The sequence below is a fragment of the Mesorhizobium sp. genome, assembly GCF_004963255.1.
Classification (GTDB): Bacteria; Pseudomonadota; Alphaproteobacteria; order Rhizobiales; family Rhizobiaceae; genus Mesorhizobium.
On record NZ_SUGA01000008.1, the window covers coordinates 47,695 to 62,642 of the forward strand.

The 14,948-nt window shown below is 61.1% G+C and carries 17 protein-coding genes; 8 read left to right on the forward strand and 9 right to left on the reverse strand.

Annotation, left to right across the window (positions count from 1 at the left end; genetic code table 11):
• Positions 1-25: 25 nt before the first annotated feature.
• On the forward strand, positions 26-1,162 hold the full coding sequence (locus tag E5X34_RS11495) for a glycosyltransferase family 2 protein (protein WP_292564327.1): 1,137 nt from the start codon (positions 26-28) through the stop codon (positions 1,160-1,162).
• Between the two features lie 50 nt (positions 1,163-1,212).
• Here E5X34_RS11495 and E5X34_RS11500 read toward each other — a convergent pair whose 3' ends face one another.
• The 3 genes from E5X34_RS11500 to E5X34_RS11510 all read right to left on the reverse strand — a co-directional run bounded on the left by E5X34_RS11500 (position 1,213) and on the right by E5X34_RS11510 (position 4,977).
• Positions 1,213-2,178 carry a glycosyltransferase family 2 protein gene (locus tag E5X34_RS11500; RefSeq protein ID WP_292564329.1) on the reverse strand — a complete coding sequence of 322 codons (966 nt, stop codon included), beginning with the start codon at positions 2,176-2,178 and terminating at the stop codon, positions 1,213-1,215.
• Positions 2,179-2,214: 36 nt separating this feature from the next.
• Positions 2,215-3,531, reverse strand: a complete 1,317-nt coding sequence (locus E5X34_RS11505; protein ID WP_292564332.1) for a polysaccharide pyruvyl transferase family protein — start codon at positions 3,529-3,531, stop codon at positions 2,215-2,217.
• A gap of 288 nt (positions 3,532-3,819) precedes the next feature.
• Positions 3,820-4,977: a glycosyltransferase gene (locus E5X34_RS11510; RefSeq protein ID WP_292564334.1), complete on the reverse strand. Its 1,158-nt coding sequence runs from the start codon at positions 4,975-4,977 to the stop codon at positions 3,820-3,822.
• Positions 4,978-5,262: 285 nt separating this feature from the next.
• On the opposite strand from E5X34_RS11510, the gene E5X34_RS11515 reads away from it, so the two are divergent.
• Both E5X34_RS11515 and dusA read left to right on the forward strand, forming a co-directional pair.
• Positions 5,263-5,649 carry a hypothetical protein gene (locus tag E5X34_RS11515; RefSeq protein ID WP_292564336.1) on the forward strand — a complete coding sequence of 129 codons (387 nt, stop codon included), beginning with the start codon at positions 5,263-5,265 and terminating at the stop codon, positions 5,647-5,649.
• A 134-nt stretch (positions 5,650-5,783) separates the two neighbouring features.
• Positions 5,784-6,782 (forward strand): tRNA dihydrouridine(20/20a) synthase DusA, encoded by a 999-nt coding sequence (gene dusA / locus E5X34_RS11520; protein WP_292564339.1) that lies wholly within the window; start codon positions 5,784-5,786, stop codon positions 6,780-6,782.
• A 10-nt stretch (positions 6,783-6,792) separates the two neighbouring features.
• Here the strand turns inward: dusA and E5X34_RS11525 are convergent, their stop codons facing one another.
• A complete protein-coding gene (locus E5X34_RS11525) occupies positions 6,793-7,497 on the reverse strand; it encodes a TIGR02281 family clan AA aspartic protease (protein ID WP_292564342.1) in 705 nt (234 codons plus the stop codon).
• Between the two features lie 10 nt (positions 7,498-7,507).
• The gene (locus tag E5X34_RS11530; protein WP_292564345.1) at positions 7,508-7,738 is read right to left on the reverse strand and encodes a DUF1289 domain-containing protein; all 231 of its coding nucleotides are present in this window, start codon (positions 7,736-7,738) and stop codon (positions 7,508-7,510) included.
• Between the two features lie 165 nt (positions 7,739-7,903).
• Here E5X34_RS11530 and E5X34_RS11535 point away from each other — a divergent pair, with 165 nt between their 5' ends.
• Positions 7,904-8,899, forward strand: a complete 996-nt coding sequence (locus tag E5X34_RS11535) for a nicotinate-nucleotide--dimethylbenzimidazole phosphoribosyltransferase (protein ID WP_292564348.1) — start codon at positions 7,904-7,906, stop codon at positions 8,897-8,899.
• A 14-nt stretch (positions 8,900-8,913) separates the two neighbouring features.
• Here the strand turns inward: E5X34_RS11535 and E5X34_RS11540 are convergent, their stop codons facing one another.
• Positions 8,914-10,437, reverse strand: a complete 1,524-nt coding sequence (locus E5X34_RS11540; protein WP_292564351.1) for a HAMP domain-containing sensor histidine kinase — start codon at positions 10,435-10,437, stop codon at positions 8,914-8,916.
• A 76-nt stretch (positions 10,438-10,513) separates the two neighbouring features.
• Between E5X34_RS11540 and E5X34_RS11545 the strand changes: the two genes are divergently transcribed.
• From E5X34_RS11545 to E5X34_RS11560, 4 genes are all read left to right on the forward strand, one after another.
• Entirely contained in the window at positions 10,514-11,137 is a 624-nt protein-coding gene (locus E5X34_RS11545; RefSeq protein WP_292564354.1) for a thermonuclease family protein, read from the forward strand.
• Between the two features lie 47 nt (positions 11,138-11,184).
• Positions 11,185-11,796, forward strand: a complete 612-nt coding sequence (locus E5X34_RS11550; protein WP_292564357.1) for a glutathione S-transferase — start codon at positions 11,185-11,187, stop codon at positions 11,794-11,796.
• Positions 11,797-11,824: 28 nt separating this feature from the next.
• On the forward strand, positions 11,825-12,442 hold the full coding sequence (locus tag E5X34_RS11555; protein WP_292564359.1) for a uracil-DNA glycosylase family protein: 618 nt from the start codon (positions 11,825-11,827) through the stop codon (positions 12,440-12,442).
• A gap of 108 nt (positions 12,443-12,550) precedes the next feature.
• A complete protein-coding gene (locus E5X34_RS11560) occupies positions 12,551-13,042 on the forward strand; it encodes an Lrp/AsnC family transcriptional regulator (RefSeq protein WP_006205209.1) in 492 nt (163 codons plus the stop codon).
• A 22-nt stretch (positions 13,043-13,064) separates the two neighbouring features.
• On the opposite strand, the gene E5X34_RS11565 is transcribed toward E5X34_RS11560, so the two are convergent.
• The 3 genes from E5X34_RS11565 to E5X34_RS11575 form a co-directional block, all read right to left on the reverse strand.
• Entirely contained in the window at positions 13,065-13,637 is a 573-nt protein-coding gene (locus tag E5X34_RS11565) for a DUF3299 domain-containing protein (protein WP_292564362.1), read from the reverse strand.
• A 64-nt stretch (positions 13,638-13,701) separates the two neighbouring features.
• A complete protein-coding gene (locus E5X34_RS11570) occupies positions 13,702-14,280 on the reverse strand; it encodes a GNAT family N-acetyltransferase (protein WP_292564365.1) in 579 nt (192 codons plus the stop codon).
• The gene (locus E5X34_RS11575; RefSeq protein ID WP_292564368.1) at positions 14,240-14,944 is read right to left on the reverse strand and encodes a DNA alkylation repair protein; all 705 of its coding nucleotides are present in this window, start codon (positions 14,942-14,944) and stop codon (positions 14,240-14,242) included. The genes E5X34_RS11570 and E5X34_RS11575 overlap by 41 nt, the downstream gene beginning before the upstream one ends.
• Between the last annotated feature and the right edge of the window lie 4 nt (positions 14,945-14,948).

Here is a 14,948-nt window from a genome sequence, read left to right on the forward strand (position 1 = left end):
AGGCAACATTCGAGAGTGAGTTTTGATGTATCGACCCCGTGCTGAAGTATCTATTATACTACCTACCTACAATCGCGCCGACACAGTCATGCGCGCAATAGATAGTATAATTGGCCAAACCTTCGAAGATTGGGAACTCATCATCGTTGACGACGGGTCAACCGATGATACCGCGCAACTGACTTTTGATTTCGACCCGCGTATCCACTTAATCCGGCAGAGAAACCAGGGCGTGGCCGCCGCGCGCAACGCCGGCATCGCAGCCAGCACTGGTCGACTGATTGCTTTCCTCGATTCTGATGACGAGTGGCTTCCGCATTTCCTGTCTCTTTCCGTTGCCTTCTTCAATGAATTTCCAGACGATCAGTACCTTACTTTCGAGTTTTTTCAGGACGATACCGATCATCGGATGATCAAAGGGACGATCGTCAATTGTTATCAGAGCATAGCCCGTATGATTGGCTCCGACGCGTTCGAACTCCCGGATGGCCAAACGGACGATTATCTGCGTGTTTTTCGTACAAAGAGCGCGCTCGGAACTTGGGCGAGGCGATGCTCGGCTGACATGGAAGCGTCCGAAGCATTTCTTTATCAGGGGCACATCTTTCGCTACACGCGTTGGGGGTATTTCGCCTGGCTTCCGGCCACGGTGATGACCCGCCAGGCGCTGGAGCTAGTCGGCCGCTTCGACGCCTCCAAGCGCAGCGCGGAAGATTACCCCTTCCAGGCATTACTCGCTCGTCATTTCCGCACGAATTTCATCTCGTTACCTTCCGCACGCAAACATGAACATGGCTTGCATTCCGATCCCCTCAAGGAAGATCACCTTGCGACGGGGCCGAACGCCTATGCTTTTCGCGTTAATCGTCTGCAGTATTTTGACCAGCTTCATTGGAACCAAAATCGTAGTGATCCCGAACTCTCGCTGTTGCGGAAGCATTATATTTACGAGACGGCCTGCCTCGCACTGAGATCAGGATTTCGAAACAAATCCATAGCGCTGTTCAAAGAGGCTGCATGTTTTCGCAACCGACTCTGGCACGCCTATTTTCTGGCGGCCCTGGCTGTTTGCTGCCCGTCCGACAAGACAGCTTCCGCTGCTTACGGCACATTGCGCCTTGTCCTGCGGGTGTTGCGGCAATTTCCCTGGGAAACGGCGTAGCAGGGCAGGCATTTGCAGCGACGAGCAGTAGCGCTCGGCGACTTGCGAGTTCAGTGAATTCCGGCCGATAAGAGTTCGGCTACCCGCTTGAGGGCACCATTCGTGCGAAACAAGTGGCTTACCGGCGGTATCAGTGCCAATGACGGTCTTAGGCCGAGGCTGTATTTGAACAGGCCAAGGCCAGCTGCGGTCTTGCCTCTGTAGATGTGCGAAACCGCCGACCAAAATGCAGTTTCAGCTGTTCGCCGCGTTGCTACGCGATGTAGTTCAAGAGAACGCGGAATATTTCGCCCTTCCTGACGAAAGAAGCTGTCGAAGGCTGCCTGTTGCTCCCGAAGATCCTTGAGACGATCTTCCCACAGAACATTACTCAAATTCGCAGCGTGCAGGCGCTGAATTGCCAAGGCCGCGTGAAGACATACAACCGATCCCATGCAGCCGAGTCTGAGGGCCATCTCCAGGTCGTCCATGTGCTTCAGCGAAGCTCGGTAATGCCCTGCTGCTTTTTGCGCCGAAGTCCTCACCAGTATTGCGTGCACCCCGGGGTTCTTCCCGATTGCCTGGCAGCAGAGCTCTATATAGTCCAGCCCGGATTGAACGCTCCAGCCTTCAGGCTGGTCCGTCGGTTGGGGTGGCATTTGGCCCGCCCACGGCGTGCTGGCGCCGACAACAAAAATCGCACCGGGGTTCTGTTCGAGCGCCTCGATCCCACGCTTCAGAGATCCTGCCTGCATGAGGTCATCGGCGCACAGGATGACAAAGTAGTCCGCGCGTGCCAAGTCGATCCCTTCATTGAACGAGGCATGCGGGCCGAGATTTTCCGGATGGCAGACGAGCTCTATTCTCGGATCCGACTCAGCCAGATGTCTTGCAACCGCGACGCTGTTGTCAGTCGAGGCATTGTCGATGATGACAATTCTGACCTCAGAGACACCTTGGGAGAGCACGCTGTCGACGCATTGAGGCAAATAATCCGCGTAGTTGTAGCAGGGGATTATGACGTCCACACTTGGCATCCCAGAGTCTCCAGAAACTACCAGCCAGCAGCATGTTCACGACAAAATTTCCGACAGAAGTCGCTTGTCCTGCAGATCGAGTTGCTCCATGAAAGCGAGATTGCCCGCACGGATCGCGTTTTTGATCTTCTGGGTCTCGATAATGCCCTTCTCAAATTGGGCGATAAGCACCTCGACGTCGAATGTGTCCACATGCTGGCAGTATTCATCGAGGCCCATCTCTGCCAACAGCGCGTCGTTCTTCGCCGAATATCCCAGGGAGATAACGGGTTTTTCCATCTTCAACGCGCAGACGATGTTGTGAAAGCGTGTGGCGATGACGATATCTGTCTCGGAAATCTCTTCCATCAGATCATGCAGCGAACTCACCAACCCGGTGGATACGCGTTCCGCCGCTGAGCCGGCGGCGACCACGCGCAGCCGTGCAAGCAGTGCATCCACGGCCTCCATGTCGGTGGTTTCTCCCGTCAGCAATTTGACGCGATGTCCGCGTTCCAGCAGATGCCTGACGAATTGTGCCAACTTATCCAGATAGAGATCGAAGACTGCCCCGCCGTCGTGGGCAAATCCGTACCAGCCATCGTATTTCATCACCCCGAGGCCGACGGTCAGGACGCCGGTTCTTGAAGTGACCGAGGTCGACTCCGCCGAATTGGCCGGCTTCGGGGTAGGCAGTTTGAAAACGACATCGGGATATACCGCGTCGTTCTCCACGTTCAAACCCGCATTCCGCATGAATTCCTTCGAGCGGGCGTCGCGGTAGGATCGATAATGCGCCAGCTTCGCGGCCGAGACCATCAGCCATCGGCTGACGGGATGGCCAATCGGACCGGCTCCTATGCTGGCAAAGGCCACCTTCGTGCCTGACATCCGTGCTGCGAAACACCACATCAAGATATCAAGAGGCATCCCATGCGGCGGTTCACCGAAATCGTCAAGAATTCCCGTTCCGGGAATGATCATGACGTCGGCGCGCCGGATATCTCGGAATGCCTTGGCGAGGTTGCGAACCCTGCCCAATACCTTGAGAGGAATCCTGACAATCCTGTGCGATAGCTCACCAAAGTGCCCGGATCGCCGGATTGGAATGGCGGGCATTCCAAGTGAGTCCCCGATGGCGGAGGGGTCGGTGCATATGCAGAAAAGCCTCGCCTCGGGCCGCTCGCGGCGGAGGAACTCCACCATTGCAAGAAGCGATCCTTCATTGCCGAAATTGTTGCTTCCAAAATTCCCGAAGAGAGCAATTGTGGAAGTCGTGCTGGCCGGGCGTTCCTTGCGGGACAACCAACCTCGCGTGGCAGCGGGCGGCGTCGCCGCCAGGTCGTCTACATGGATGTCGGCGCGTGTGTTCATCTAGATTCCGTTAGCGCGACTTCTCAAGGCGCTTCGCGCCGAAAGAGGTTCAGGCGACGCTTTCATGTCTTGGCAATGATGCATGTTGATCGACATACATTGAACGCTGCAGCGCAGATAATAACCCCAAAACTCAATGTAAGAGCGCGGTCACGTTGCGGGCTATTTGCCAATTTTGATGCAGCACGGCTACCACTTTTGGATAAAGCCTAATGCGGGATGTATTTCATAGTCGAAACATCGGACTTCGATGGACATGCCTTGGGCAAATTAGGCGGAATTTTGTTCCTACCGCGCCTGCAACAGGCTTCTCCAGCTCTGCAGAAAGCGCTCTTTCGAGGCGCGCGCGGCAACGGCCTGCAGTTCGCGGCTAGTCTGCGCTTTTTCGGCTGAGCTTCGTGAAAGCGCATGCCGCATTGCCTGTCCGATTGCGATTGTGTCTTTTGGAGAGACTTGAACGCAGACGCCCTCCACCGCTTCGACCAATGCGCTTCCCTCCGACACGATCGGCAAGAGGCCCATATAGGCCGCCTCCAAGGCGGGCATTCCAAACCCTTCCAGGAGACTCGGCAGTACGAATGCTTCGGCGTTAGCGTACAGCCAACGCAATTGGCCGTCCGGCACATATCCTGGCAACACCGTCCCGGGTATTGATTTCGCAAGATCGATGATCTTATCGCGGCCCTCGCCTCGCGGGCCGCAAAGCACGTATCTGACACCATGGTTGTTGAACCCGCCGTCTCGATACGCCTCGAGCGCGGCAATCTGGTTCTTGCGGGTTTCAAAGGCACCGACTGTCAGGAAAAACCGTCCGTCGAAACCAGGAAGGGTTTCCTGGGGGCCGTCGAACAGGCCTGTTCGCACGTACAGCGGAATTGTGGTCAAGAACCGGAAGTTCGATCCATGGATCGCAACGAAATTATCTTTCGACCAGTCGCTGACAAATACGATTCCAGGTCCGTGCCGGCGAATTTTTTCATAGGCGACCCGGTAATTTTGAACAGTCACAGCGTCATAGAGGAAACTGTGACTCAAGGGGCCGACGTCGTGGCAAAGCACGATGTCTTTTTCAGCCAACTCTGACCTGAGCACGAACAGCGGGTCGAGAAAGACCGTCGAATTGGCATCAGAGGCTTTGCTGCCGATCAAGCTGTGTCGACTGTCCCTGAGCCAACTGATTTCCAGCATCATCAGCCTGGCTGCGAGCTTTCGAGCCAGGCCCTCGGGAGCATACGCGCCAAGTCGCCAATATCGAACCCGAGCGTGTTCCGGTACGAACTCCTGACAAAGGTCCTTGGCGATATGCCAAGCACCGGTCCGGTTCAGGATGGATAGAGAGTTTTCAAAAACCGGCCGACCGGATGCAGCGCCCGCAAAAGTCATCGAGCGAGCCGTTAGGCTAGCCTCCGATGCTTCAATACCTTGCCTACCGGTGAGATTCAGCACAACTTCCACCCGACTCTTGGTGTCAAACCGGCGACGACGCCGACCTCGACGCAAAAGGCTATCGACCAGCACGCTTTGTCAACGAAACACGTGGGCAAGGCTTCGTCGAACGAGGTAGGAAGCGTCTAAGCTGATGGGATGAACGAGTTGAAGCGACGCCGCGTTCACCGATTCAGGAACTGCCCCTTGGCTTGGCTGCGCAACGCTCCAGCTTGGCCGGCTACAGTGCGATACGCGCGAGATCGGCGGGTTCGACCTTGACCGGTAGCCGTGGACGGCCGCAGCATGACACAGGACAAGTTTTACAAAGCCGATGTCTATGCCGAGAGTCATCGGTCCGGCGCCTTGCGCGGCCCGGTCACGGCCAAAACGGATGAGCCGTTCGCGATCGAGAGCCGCGATGTTGCATTTTTTCAGATGTCGTTGGAGCATATCGAGGGCGACGGCCTTGGAGCGGCGAGGGGACTTGCCTACATCGCACATGTCGTCGATATGGAGGTCGATGAGTTCGCCGAAGTTTTAAGGCGCGCTACACAAGACTTGGTCGGTGTCTCGCCGCGGTCGACTTGGTTCGGTTTCGGTTGGCCATCGCCGTGCGTTGTCTCGGCGCAAGAACGTCTCGCTGACGTAGCGACCTTTGCGACGAACCTGCACGAACCAGGAACCGGATGAGAGCTTCGTATAGGTGGCCATTTTTTCGTGTGCGCTCCGTGTGCACTGAGAGATCGAAACTTGGCGAAGAGGTCGTATTCTGGCGTAAATTCGTGTGCACTTGGCAGGCCCAAGAAATTGATGTCAGATGAAAAATGATGAAAAATCAAGAGCATAGGGTAGCCGTTGCGCCCATGATGGACTGGACGGATCGGCATTGCCGGTTCTTCCACCGTCAGTTGACGAGACGCGCGCTGCTCTACACCGAGATGGTTGTAGCGGACGCGGTCATCCACGGCGCGCGTGAAAGGTTGCTCGGTTTCGACGATGTCGAGCATCCGGTGGCGCTGCAGCTTGGCGGATCGGATCCGGCAAAGCTCGCCGAGGCGGCGCGGATCGGCGAGGCCTTCGGCTATGACGAGATCAACCTCAATGTCGGCTGCCCGTCAGATCGTGTCCAGTCGGGGACGTTCGGCGCCTGCCTGATGAAGACGCCGGCCCTGGTCGCCGCGTGCGTCGCGGCGATGAAGGCTTCCGTGAAAATCCCCGTCACGGTCAAATGCCGCATCGGTGTCGACGATCAGGATCCGGAGCCCGCGCTCGACACGCTTGCCGACGGCGTGCTCGCGGCCGGCGCCGACGCGCTCTGGGTGCATGCCCGAAAGGCCTGGCTGGAAGGGCTGAGCCCCAAGGAGAACCGCGACATCCCGCCGCTTGATTATGCGCGCGTCTACCGGCTGAAGGCCACAAAGCCGAACGACTTCATTGGCATCAACGGCGGCATTCAATCACTCGGCGAGGCGTCTGAGCATCTCGGCCATGTCGACGGCGCTATGCTCGGCCGTGCAGCCTACCATACGCCGGGCATCCTGACCGGCGTCGATACCGCGTTCTATGGCGAGGCGCCTGCCGCCTTCGACCACGCGGCACTGATCGACGCCATGGCCGGTTACGCCGCGCGCCATATCGAGCGCGGCGGACGGCTCGGCCACATCACCCGCCATATGGTCGGGTTGTTCCACGGCCTGCCCGGCGCGCGCCGCTTCCGGCAGATACTTTCCACGGATGCGAACAAACCCGGTGCCGGGCCGGAGGTGCTGAAGACCGCTTTCGCGGCAATCGATTTCGCGGCGGCGGAAGCCGAGGCGGCCTGACTCGATCCGATTAATCCCGCAGGATCATGCGGTCGCCGCGCACGTCGAAACCCGACAACGAACCGATGAAGTTCATGCCAAGCAGGCTTTGTTCCAGCATGCCGGGCGCGGCGACCATCACCGTCATATCCTTGCGCACGATGCCGCCGATCGCCACCTCGTTGGTCCTGACCGTCGCTGCGCGCGCCATGCCGTTGGCGGTGGAGACGTCGACGCTGTAGCTGAGCGCCGCCGGGTTGAAACCCGCGGCCTGGGCGTCTTGCGATGTCAGCACGGTGCTGGTCGCGCCGGTGTCGACGACGGCGCGCACCGGCGCGCCGTTGACCAGGATGTGGGCCTCGAAATGGCCATTGTCGGCCTTGTCGAGCGTGACGGTCGGTCGGCCATTCTCCACACCGAGCGCCAGCGGGCTGCCCGGCACCAGGCCGGCGGTCACGCGGCTCACGACATCCTGCAGCTCGTAGCGATACTGATAGCCGGCGATCAGCACGAGGATCAGTGCGGCCCAGATTCCGATATTGCGTGCCATGTCGCCTAGCGGCCGGCCCGAGCGGAGCAGGCTCGCGCCGATCACCATGACCAGCACGCCGACCCAGATCAGCCGGCCGAAATCATTGTTGTTCATGCCGAAAGTGTGGCCGGCCGAGTTGTTGAGCATCAGCAGCACCAGCCCGACGCCGATCACCGCCATGACGATCCAGAACAGCCGGTTCATCAGTTTCTTCTCACAGAACGCCGCGTTCGCGCGCCATGCGGGCACGGCGGGTTTCGCGGCGCGGCCGGCGCTCCACCGTTTCGAGCCGCGCCGGCAGTTCGGCCATCACCGCCCGGCGTGTGTCAGGGGTCATCGCGAGCCAACCGGAAATTTCGTCGCGCGTGCGGCCACAACCGAAGCAGAACCCGGTTTTCATATCGATCGAACAGACCAGGATGCAGGGGGATTCGATGGCGGTCATAGTGTTCTCTTGCGTTCATTCCACATGGTGCAACCGCCGGAGCAATGCAAGCCCTCCGCAATGCGCCGCAAGGCAACGCGTTCGCGGCATCGTCGGGCGGTTGTGCCGGCTGCAGAAGGCGGCTATGCCGCTTGCGATTTCCGCAACGAACCGCGACCGACGCAAATGCCTGCTAAGCCTTTCGATGATTTCCGAAGCCTCCTGACGGCGCTGCCGCCTGCCGATGACGCGGCGGCCGCGCGTGTCCGCGCGCTGTTTGCCAAGGCGGACAAGCCGAACGAATCGCTGGGCAGGATCGAGGACATCGCGGCCTGGATTGCCGCTTGGAGCGGGCGGGCGCCGCCGGCGTTCAACCGGCCGCTGGTGGCCATCTTCGCCGGCAATCACGGCGCCGTCAGGCAGGGCATTTCGCCGCGGCGTGTGGCTGCGACCGCCAATGAGGTCGAGCTCTGCGCCGCCGGCGGGGCCGCGATCAACCAGGTCTGCATCGCCAACGATCTTGGCCTGAAAGTCTTCGACCTGGCATTGGATATCCCCACAGGCGACATCACCGAGGAAGCCGCGCTCGACGAGCGCGGCTGCGCCGCGACCATGGCCTTCGGCATGGAGGCGGTCGCCGGCGGCGCCGACCTGTTGTGCCTGGGTGATCTCGGGGTTGGCAATTCGACGATCGCCGCCGCGCTCTGCGCCGCGCTGTTCGGCGGCAAGGGTACGGATTGGGTTGGGCCGGGGTCTGGCGCCGATGCGGCGATGATGGCGCGAAAAGCCGAGGTCGTGGACCGGGCGCTGGCGTTTCATGGCTCCGGCCTCGGCGATCCGCTGGAGGCCCTGCGACGGATCGGCGGCCGCGAGTTCGCGGCGATCTGCGGCGCTATTCTTGCGGCCCGCATGGAGAAGATTCCTGTTTTGCTCGACGGATTCGTGGCGACTGCCGCAGCCGCTGTTCTGCACGCCGCCAGCCCCGGTGCGCTCGATCATTGTCTGCTTGCCGGTCTGTCGCCCGAGCCTGGCCATGCCAAGGCCGCCGAAAGGCTCGGACTGCGGCCGCTGCTCGATTTCGGCATCAGCCATGGCGAAGGGGTAGGGGCTGCGCTCGCTGCCGGCATCGTCAAAGCCGCGGCGCTGACCAGCTCGGGCATGGCGATGGCTGTCCGGCTATAACGCCGCGGATGACGTCAGCGGCGGCCGCGCGTGGCGACCGTCTTGGTCGGCAGGGCAGGCAGTTCCTCCATCACCCGGCTCAGCGGGAAAATGGCAATCGCCTCCGTGCCTTCACGCAACTTGGAATGAAGCTCGAACGTGCCGCCATGCATCGCGAGCAGGCCTTGCACGATCGGCAGGCCCAGGCCGGTTCCCTGTTCGGCGCTCTTGATAGCAATCGAGCCCTGGCCGAAAGCGGAAAGCACCACCGGGATTTCTTCTTCCGGTATGCCCGGACCATTGTCCTTGACCGAAACGTACTGGCCGCCGCCGGCGGTCCAGCCGACGCGCACGCGCACTTCGCCGCCGGACGGGGTGAACTTAATCGAATTGGACAGGAGGTTGAGCGTGATCTGACGCACCGCGCGCTCGTCGGCAAAAAGGCGCGGCAAGGTCTCCTCGAACTCCTGGAGGATGCGGATGTCCTTGTTGCGGGCCCGCAATTCCATCATGTGGCAGCAGTCCTCGACGATGGTCACCAGCATCACCGGCTCCTCGTTGAGCTGGTAGCGGCCGGCCTCGATGCGCGACAGGTCAAGGATCTCGTTGATCAGGTCGAGCAAATGCTGGCCGGACTCGTGCACATCATGCGCATAGTCGCGGTAGGTCGGATTGTTCATCGGACCCAGCACTTCATTGGCCATCACTTCGGAGAAGCCAAGAATGGCGTTGAGCGGCGTCCTGAGCTCGTGGCTCATCGAGGCGAGAAAGCGCGATTTCGCAAGGTTGGCATCTTCGGCGCGCCGCCTTGCTTCGTCCGACATCGATTTCGCCGTCTCCACCTCGGCAATGAGCGCGTCCTTCTCCGAGCGGAAGGACAGCACCATCAACGAGGCCTGATTGAGGTGGCGCGCCACATAGCCGAAGAACGGAAGTGCTGCGATGAGCAATGCTGCCATCGTGGCTTCGATCGGCGTCCACAGATGCATAATAGTGTAGACATAAACGGCAACAGGAATGGCGAAGGTCGCGAACAGCGCGCCGCCAAGCGAGGAGGCCATCACCGCGGTCGTCGCCATGGCGATCAGCAGCACCATGGCCTTGGCGACATGGAACTGGTCGATCTGGCAGGTGTCGCAGCCGATCCATGCGAACCACGCCCAGCCAAGGCCACACAGGAAATGGCCGATCAGGAAGTCGCGGCGCGTCTGCGCCGGGTCGAGTTCGGCGGCCTCGGTTCGCTCGACGCGACGCGCCATGAAAGCGACGATGGTGTAGCAAAGCAGCGTCGCCAAAGCCCAGATGGTGACTTGGCCGTCCATGCCCGCCAGCCGGCCGATGGCCGCTACGGCGAGCACGAGCAGGGGAATCGCGACCGCGCTGACCACCATGGCGCGCGCATGGAGTTTCAGGAGTTCGCGATCGAAGTCGAGGCTGCCGGCCTGTTGCGAAAGGCGGTCGCGCGTCTTGCGCACCGCGCGCGCCACATCGCTGTTGCGGTGTGGTTTGCGGCGGTCCACAATGAATTTATCCGCTGTGTTCGAGCGTAGCAAAGGCATACGGACTTCAATTTCTGCGCGCAGCGATTTTCAGTTCGTTAAGCTACGTTCGAATGATTAAGAGACTGTTTGCCATATGAGCCGTTTCGGGCCGCGAGGACCGCGCCGGCGCTATGCGGCGAGCCCGCCGCGCAGCCCGTGGCGCAAGCTGCTGGACTATGGGCTGGCCTTCCTCCTGCTCGGGTTGCTGATCCTGGTGGCGGCGCGGCTCGATCGCTTCGAGACTCGCAAGGAGCAAGGCACGGCGATCGTCAATGACGGCGATTCGATCACGCTCGGGACCGAGCGCATCCGCATGCGCGGCATCGATGCTCCCGAGTACCAGCAGACCTGCCAGAAGGCCGGCGCCGACTATCCCTGCGGCAAGCTGGCGCGGCAATCGCTGGTACGGCTGATCGCCGGCAGGCCGGTTTCCTGCAGCGGCTGGCAGCGCGACCGTTACGGCAGGCTGCTCGGCTACTGCAGGGCAGGCGACACCGACCTGAACCAGGCCCAGGTGCAGGCCGGATGGGCGGTTGCTTTCGGCGACTTCGAAACCGAGGAAGCGGTGGCGAGAGCGGCCAAGGTCGGCATCTGGGCGGGCACTTTCGAGGAGCCTCGGGACTGGCGCGACAGCCATCATGACGCGCCGGTCGAGAGAAAGCACGGCACGCTTGCCTCGCTGAGCGACGCGTTGCGCGAGTTCTTTCGCTTCTGGTGACGGGCGTATCCGAGCCCTATGATCCGGTGGAGAAACTGGAGGATGGAATGAAGCTGTTCGACGGCGGCCGCGCGCCCAATCCCCGGCGTGTGCGCGTCTTTCTTGCCGAGAAGGGACTGACGGTGCCGCTTGTGCCCGTCGACATGGCTGCGCTGGAGCATCGCGGCGAAGAAGTGGCGCAGCGCAATCCGCTGCGGCGCCTGCCGGTGCTCGAGCTCGATGACGGTACCGTCATCACCGAATCGATCGCCATTTGCCGCTATTTCGAGGAGCTGCATCCCGAGCCCGCGCTGTTCGGCACGGGTGCGCTCGGCAAGGCAAAAGTCGAGATGTGGCAAAGACGCCTGGAACTGAATCTCATGGTCAGCGTCGCGGCCGCGTTCCGGCATATCCATCCGGCTATGAAGGAATGGGAAGTGCCGCAGATCCCGGAATGGGGCGAGGCCAACAAGCCGAAGGCGATCGATTTCCTGCACCTGCTCGATCATGAACTGGCGCAGCGCGAATTCGCCGCCGGCGATGCCTATTCGGTCGCCGATATCACCGGAATGATCGCTATCGATTTCATGAAGCCGGCCCGCATCAAGGTGCCTGAGGAGTTCACGAATGTGCTGCGCTGGTACGCGGCGCTGACGAGCCGGCCAAGCGCGACGGCCTGAGCGACGAAGATTGGATAATCCGCCCGATATGAGCCAAGCATTGGAGCGCTTCACGGCGAGGGTGCGGGGCTGCCGCATCTGCGTAGACCAGCCGCTTGGCCGGGCGTTGCCGCACGAGCCGCGCCCGGTATTGCGACCGTCCGCGAGCGCCCGCATCCTGCTCGCCAGCCAGGCGCCGGGCACCAAGGTTCACATCTCGGGCATGCCCTTCACAGACGCTTCCGGAGATCGCCTCAGAAGCTGGCTCGGCGTCAGCAGCGAAGAGTTCTACGACACGGAAAAGTTCGCCATCGTGCCGATGGGCTTCTGCTTTCCCGGCCAAGACGCCAAGGGCGGCGACCTGCCGCCGCGTCGCGAATGCGCGCCGGCCTGGCGCGCTCAGTTGATGGCGCTGATGCCGCAGATCGACCTGGTGCTGACCATAGGCGGCTACGCACAGGCATGGCATATGGGCACGACGCGACTGCCGTCGCTCACCGAGACGGTCAGGAATTGGCGCGCCATCTGGGATGCGCCGGCCAGTCCAAAAGTGCTGCCGCTGCCGCATCCATCGTGGCGGAACAGCGGCTGGCTGAAGAAGAATCCATGGTTTGAAATGGATTTGCTGCCCTTCCTGAGGTCGGAAATCCGCTATCGCATTGGTTAGGCATTCCGCAAGATATCACTCGCATTTGGCGCCTTCGGCAGAATTTCTTTCTTGTGAAAGGCTCCGATAAAAGGGATTATAGCCAAACTATTCCCCTGGAGCCTCCCCATGGATCGCCTCGACAGAAAAATTCTCCGCCTCCTGCAGGAGGACGCCACGCTTGCGGTGGCCGACGTCGCCAAGAAAGTCGGCCTGTCGACCACGCCCTGCTGGCGGCGTATCCAGAAGCTCGAGGAAGAGGGCGTCATCAAGCGGCGCGTCGCCATCCTCGACCATGAGAAGGTCAATGTGCGCGTCACCGTCTTCGTGTCGATCCGCACCAATTCGCACAGCCATGAATGGCTGCGGCGCTTCTCCGAGGTCATCCAGGAATTTCCGGAGGTGGTCGAGTTCTACCGCATGAGCGGCGACGTCGATTACCTGCTGCGCGTCGTGGTGCCCGACATCGCCGCCTATGACGCCTTCTACAAGCGCCTGATCGCCAAGATCGAGATCCGCGACGTGTCCTCGTCCTTCGCCATGGAGCAGATCAAGTACACGACGGAAATTCCGCTCGACTACATGGTGCTGGACAAGGAATCGGGCGCTAACGCTGCGTGAGCGCGATGCCAGATCCCGGGCGTTAGTTCTTCTTTTTGTTGAGAAAACTCCACGGCGAGCTGACCGGCAGGGTGACCGTGTCCGGCACGCTGTCGACGCTGGCCACCTCGGCCTTTCGCACCGTGTAGCCGGACTGCACGATCGAGACGCCGTCCAGGATGAAGAGCTGGCTCTTCTCCATTCCAGGCTGCAACACGCCGGTGATGGCGACCGGGTCGTAAGCCTCTTTCATCTTGTAGGGATGCGCCGGCGTCACCAGCACGATCTGGTTCGGCGGCGGCGTCGGCATGTGGCTGCAGGCGCCGGTCCACGGCACCAGCAGGAACTGGTAGACGAGGTCGCCGTCGCGATCGACCGGCAACGCATAGCCGGCTAATTGTATGGCCTTGTCCTGCAGATTGAGCGACAGTGTCTCGCCATGGTCGGGCAGTTTTGCCGCGATCATCGGCAGGTTCGCGTCCTCGGCGATCGCTTGCGTGGCTGGGCGCAGATCCTTCCAGAGGATATGCGCGACATCAGCCGCGGCGTCGGCTCCCGAGGCGGCGAGCAGGAGCGCGGCTGTCAGCGCCGCAAATGATTTGAAACGCTTGCTCATGGTCGCCCCATCCTCCGTCAGTCCGTTTGCGGAATCGAGTAAAAGCGTTGTGACCAATCCGCGTTCACCGGTCCAGCCGCATCACATGCCGGCGTGTACCGGCGGTGCCGATTTCATGGAAGCCCCGCGCGACGAACATGTCGCGAAAGCCCATGAAGCGATAGCTGGGCGCGGCCTCGTCGACGGGATAGGCTTCGATGACGCGCGCGCCTTTGCCGAAGGCGTGGTCGATCGCTGCGTCGAGCAGGGCGGAGGCCAGGCCGCCGCCACGCAAAGCCCTCGGCACATAGAAGCAGACGATCGACCATATGCCGGTCTCGCTATCGTCCTGCTGCTTTGAAAGTTTCCGATAGGTCTCGCGCGGCGCGACCGAGCACCAGCCGACCGCTTTGCCGTCCAGCTCGGCGACGATGCCCACGGGAGTTCCGGCGTCGATGAGCGCCATTATCATGCGCTTCTTCTCATCGTTCTCAATGTGCTCGCGACTGGAATGGCGCCAGGCCATGCACCAGCAATATTTCGGCGCGCCGGGCTGCTCGAACAGGTCTTCGAGACGGCCACGCGTTTGTTGCGTCACCTCGACAAAGCGGATGCCGATCAGGTCAGGCTTTTGCGGCTGCGAGCCTTGCGAGCTGTTTGGCATCCGTCAGTTCCTTCACCGCATCCCTGCCGATCCAGCGCGCCGTCCTGTCCGACGATGCGGCCAGTTTTTCCGCCAGCGCAAGGGCAGGGGCATGCAGGCTCATCGAGCGCTTGCCGATCTGCCGCAGCGCCCAATTGACCGCCTTGCGGACGAAATTGCGCGGATCGCGGGCATGTTTCTCGATCAGCGGCAGATAGGCAAGGAAGGTTGCGTCCGGCTCTTTCTTGAGATGGACGGTGCTCCAGGCGAGCATGGCTAAGGCGGTGCGGCGGACGAATTCGCGGTCGTCTTCGGCGAATTCGTCGATCAGGTCGCGCCAGAACGGCGTTTCGGCAAACAGGTCGGCAACGGTGTCGACGATCTCCCAGCTGTCGAAATCCGCGGCCCAGCGCCGGCATAGGTCGATGTCGACCTTCTTCGGCTCGCCGGTGAAGGCCGCCAGCAGCCGCGCCTCCCGGATGCCGCTGTCCCACAGCAGAAGCGATCGCTCGTGGTTCTTCTTGAGCGTGCGCGCCAGCGGCCGCAAATCGGAATTGCCGATGCCAAGCGCGCTCGCCGTGTTGATGCCGAAGCGCGCCATGCCTGCCAAATTCGCTTCCGTGCCGATCGCGCGTAGGTGCGCGACGATGTCGTCGGCGCTCCAGCTCGGATCGGGCAGGCCCATCCGT

Bases quoted from the DNA above. Each gene is read 5' to 3' on its own strand.
- E5X34_RS11570 (WP_292564365.1), bottom strand. From the start codon at position 14,280: ATGCCAAACAGCTCGCAAGGCTCGCAGCCGCAAAAGCCTGACCTGATC.
- E5X34_RS11495 (WP_292564327.1), top strand. From the start codon at position 26: ATGTATCGACCCCGTGCTGAAGTATCTATTATACTACCTACCTACAAT.
- E5X34_RS11525 (WP_292564342.1), bottom strand. From the start codon at position 7,497: ATGAACCGGCTGTTCTGGATCGTCATGGCGGTGATCGGCGTCGGGCTG.
- dusA (WP_292564339.1), top strand. From the start codon at position 5,784: ATGATGAAAAATCAAGAGCATAGGGTAGCCGTTGCGCCCATGATGGAC.
- E5X34_RS11540 (WP_292564351.1), bottom strand. From the start codon at position 10,437: ATGCCTTTGCTACGCTCGAACACAGCGGATAAATTCATTGTGGACCGC.
- E5X34_RS11575 (WP_292564368.1), bottom strand. From the start codon at position 14,944: ATGGGCCTGCCCGATCCGAGCTGGAGCGCCGACGACATCGTCGCGCAC.
- E5X34_RS11565 (WP_292564362.1), bottom strand. From the start codon at position 13,637: ATGAGCAAGCGTTTCAAATCATTTGCGGCGCTGACAGCCGCGCTCCTG.
- E5X34_RS11515 (WP_292564336.1), top strand. From the start codon at position 5,263: ATGACACAGGACAAGTTTTACAAAGCCGATGTCTATGCCGAGAGTCAT.
- E5X34_RS11535 (WP_292564348.1), top strand. From the start codon at position 7,904: ATGCCTGCTAAGCCTTTCGATGATTTCCGAAGCCTCCTGACGGCGCTG.
- E5X34_RS11500 (WP_292564329.1), bottom strand. From the start codon at position 2,178: ATGCCAAGTGTGGACGTCATAATCCCCTGCTACAACTACGCGGATTAT.
- E5X34_RS11545 (WP_292564354.1), top strand. From the start codon at position 10,514: ATGAGCCGTTTCGGGCCGCGAGGACCGCGCCGGCGCTATGCGGCGAGC.
- E5X34_RS11550 (WP_292564357.1), top strand. From the start codon at position 11,185: ATGAAGCTGTTCGACGGCGGCCGCGCGCCCAATCCCCGGCGTGTGCGC.
- E5X34_RS11530 (WP_292564345.1), bottom strand. From the start codon at position 7,738: ATGACCGCCATCGAATCCCCCTGCATCCTGGTCTGTTCGATCGATATG.
- E5X34_RS11505 (WP_292564332.1), bottom strand. From the start codon at position 3,531: ATGAACACACGCGCCGACATCCATGTAGACGACCTGGCGGCGACGCCG.
- E5X34_RS11555 (WP_292564359.1), top strand. From the start codon at position 11,825: ATGAGCCAAGCATTGGAGCGCTTCACGGCGAGGGTGCGGGGCTGCCGC.
- E5X34_RS11560 (WP_006205209.1), top strand. From the start codon at position 12,551: ATGGATCGCCTCGACAGAAAAATTCTCCGCCTCCTGCAGGAGGACGCC.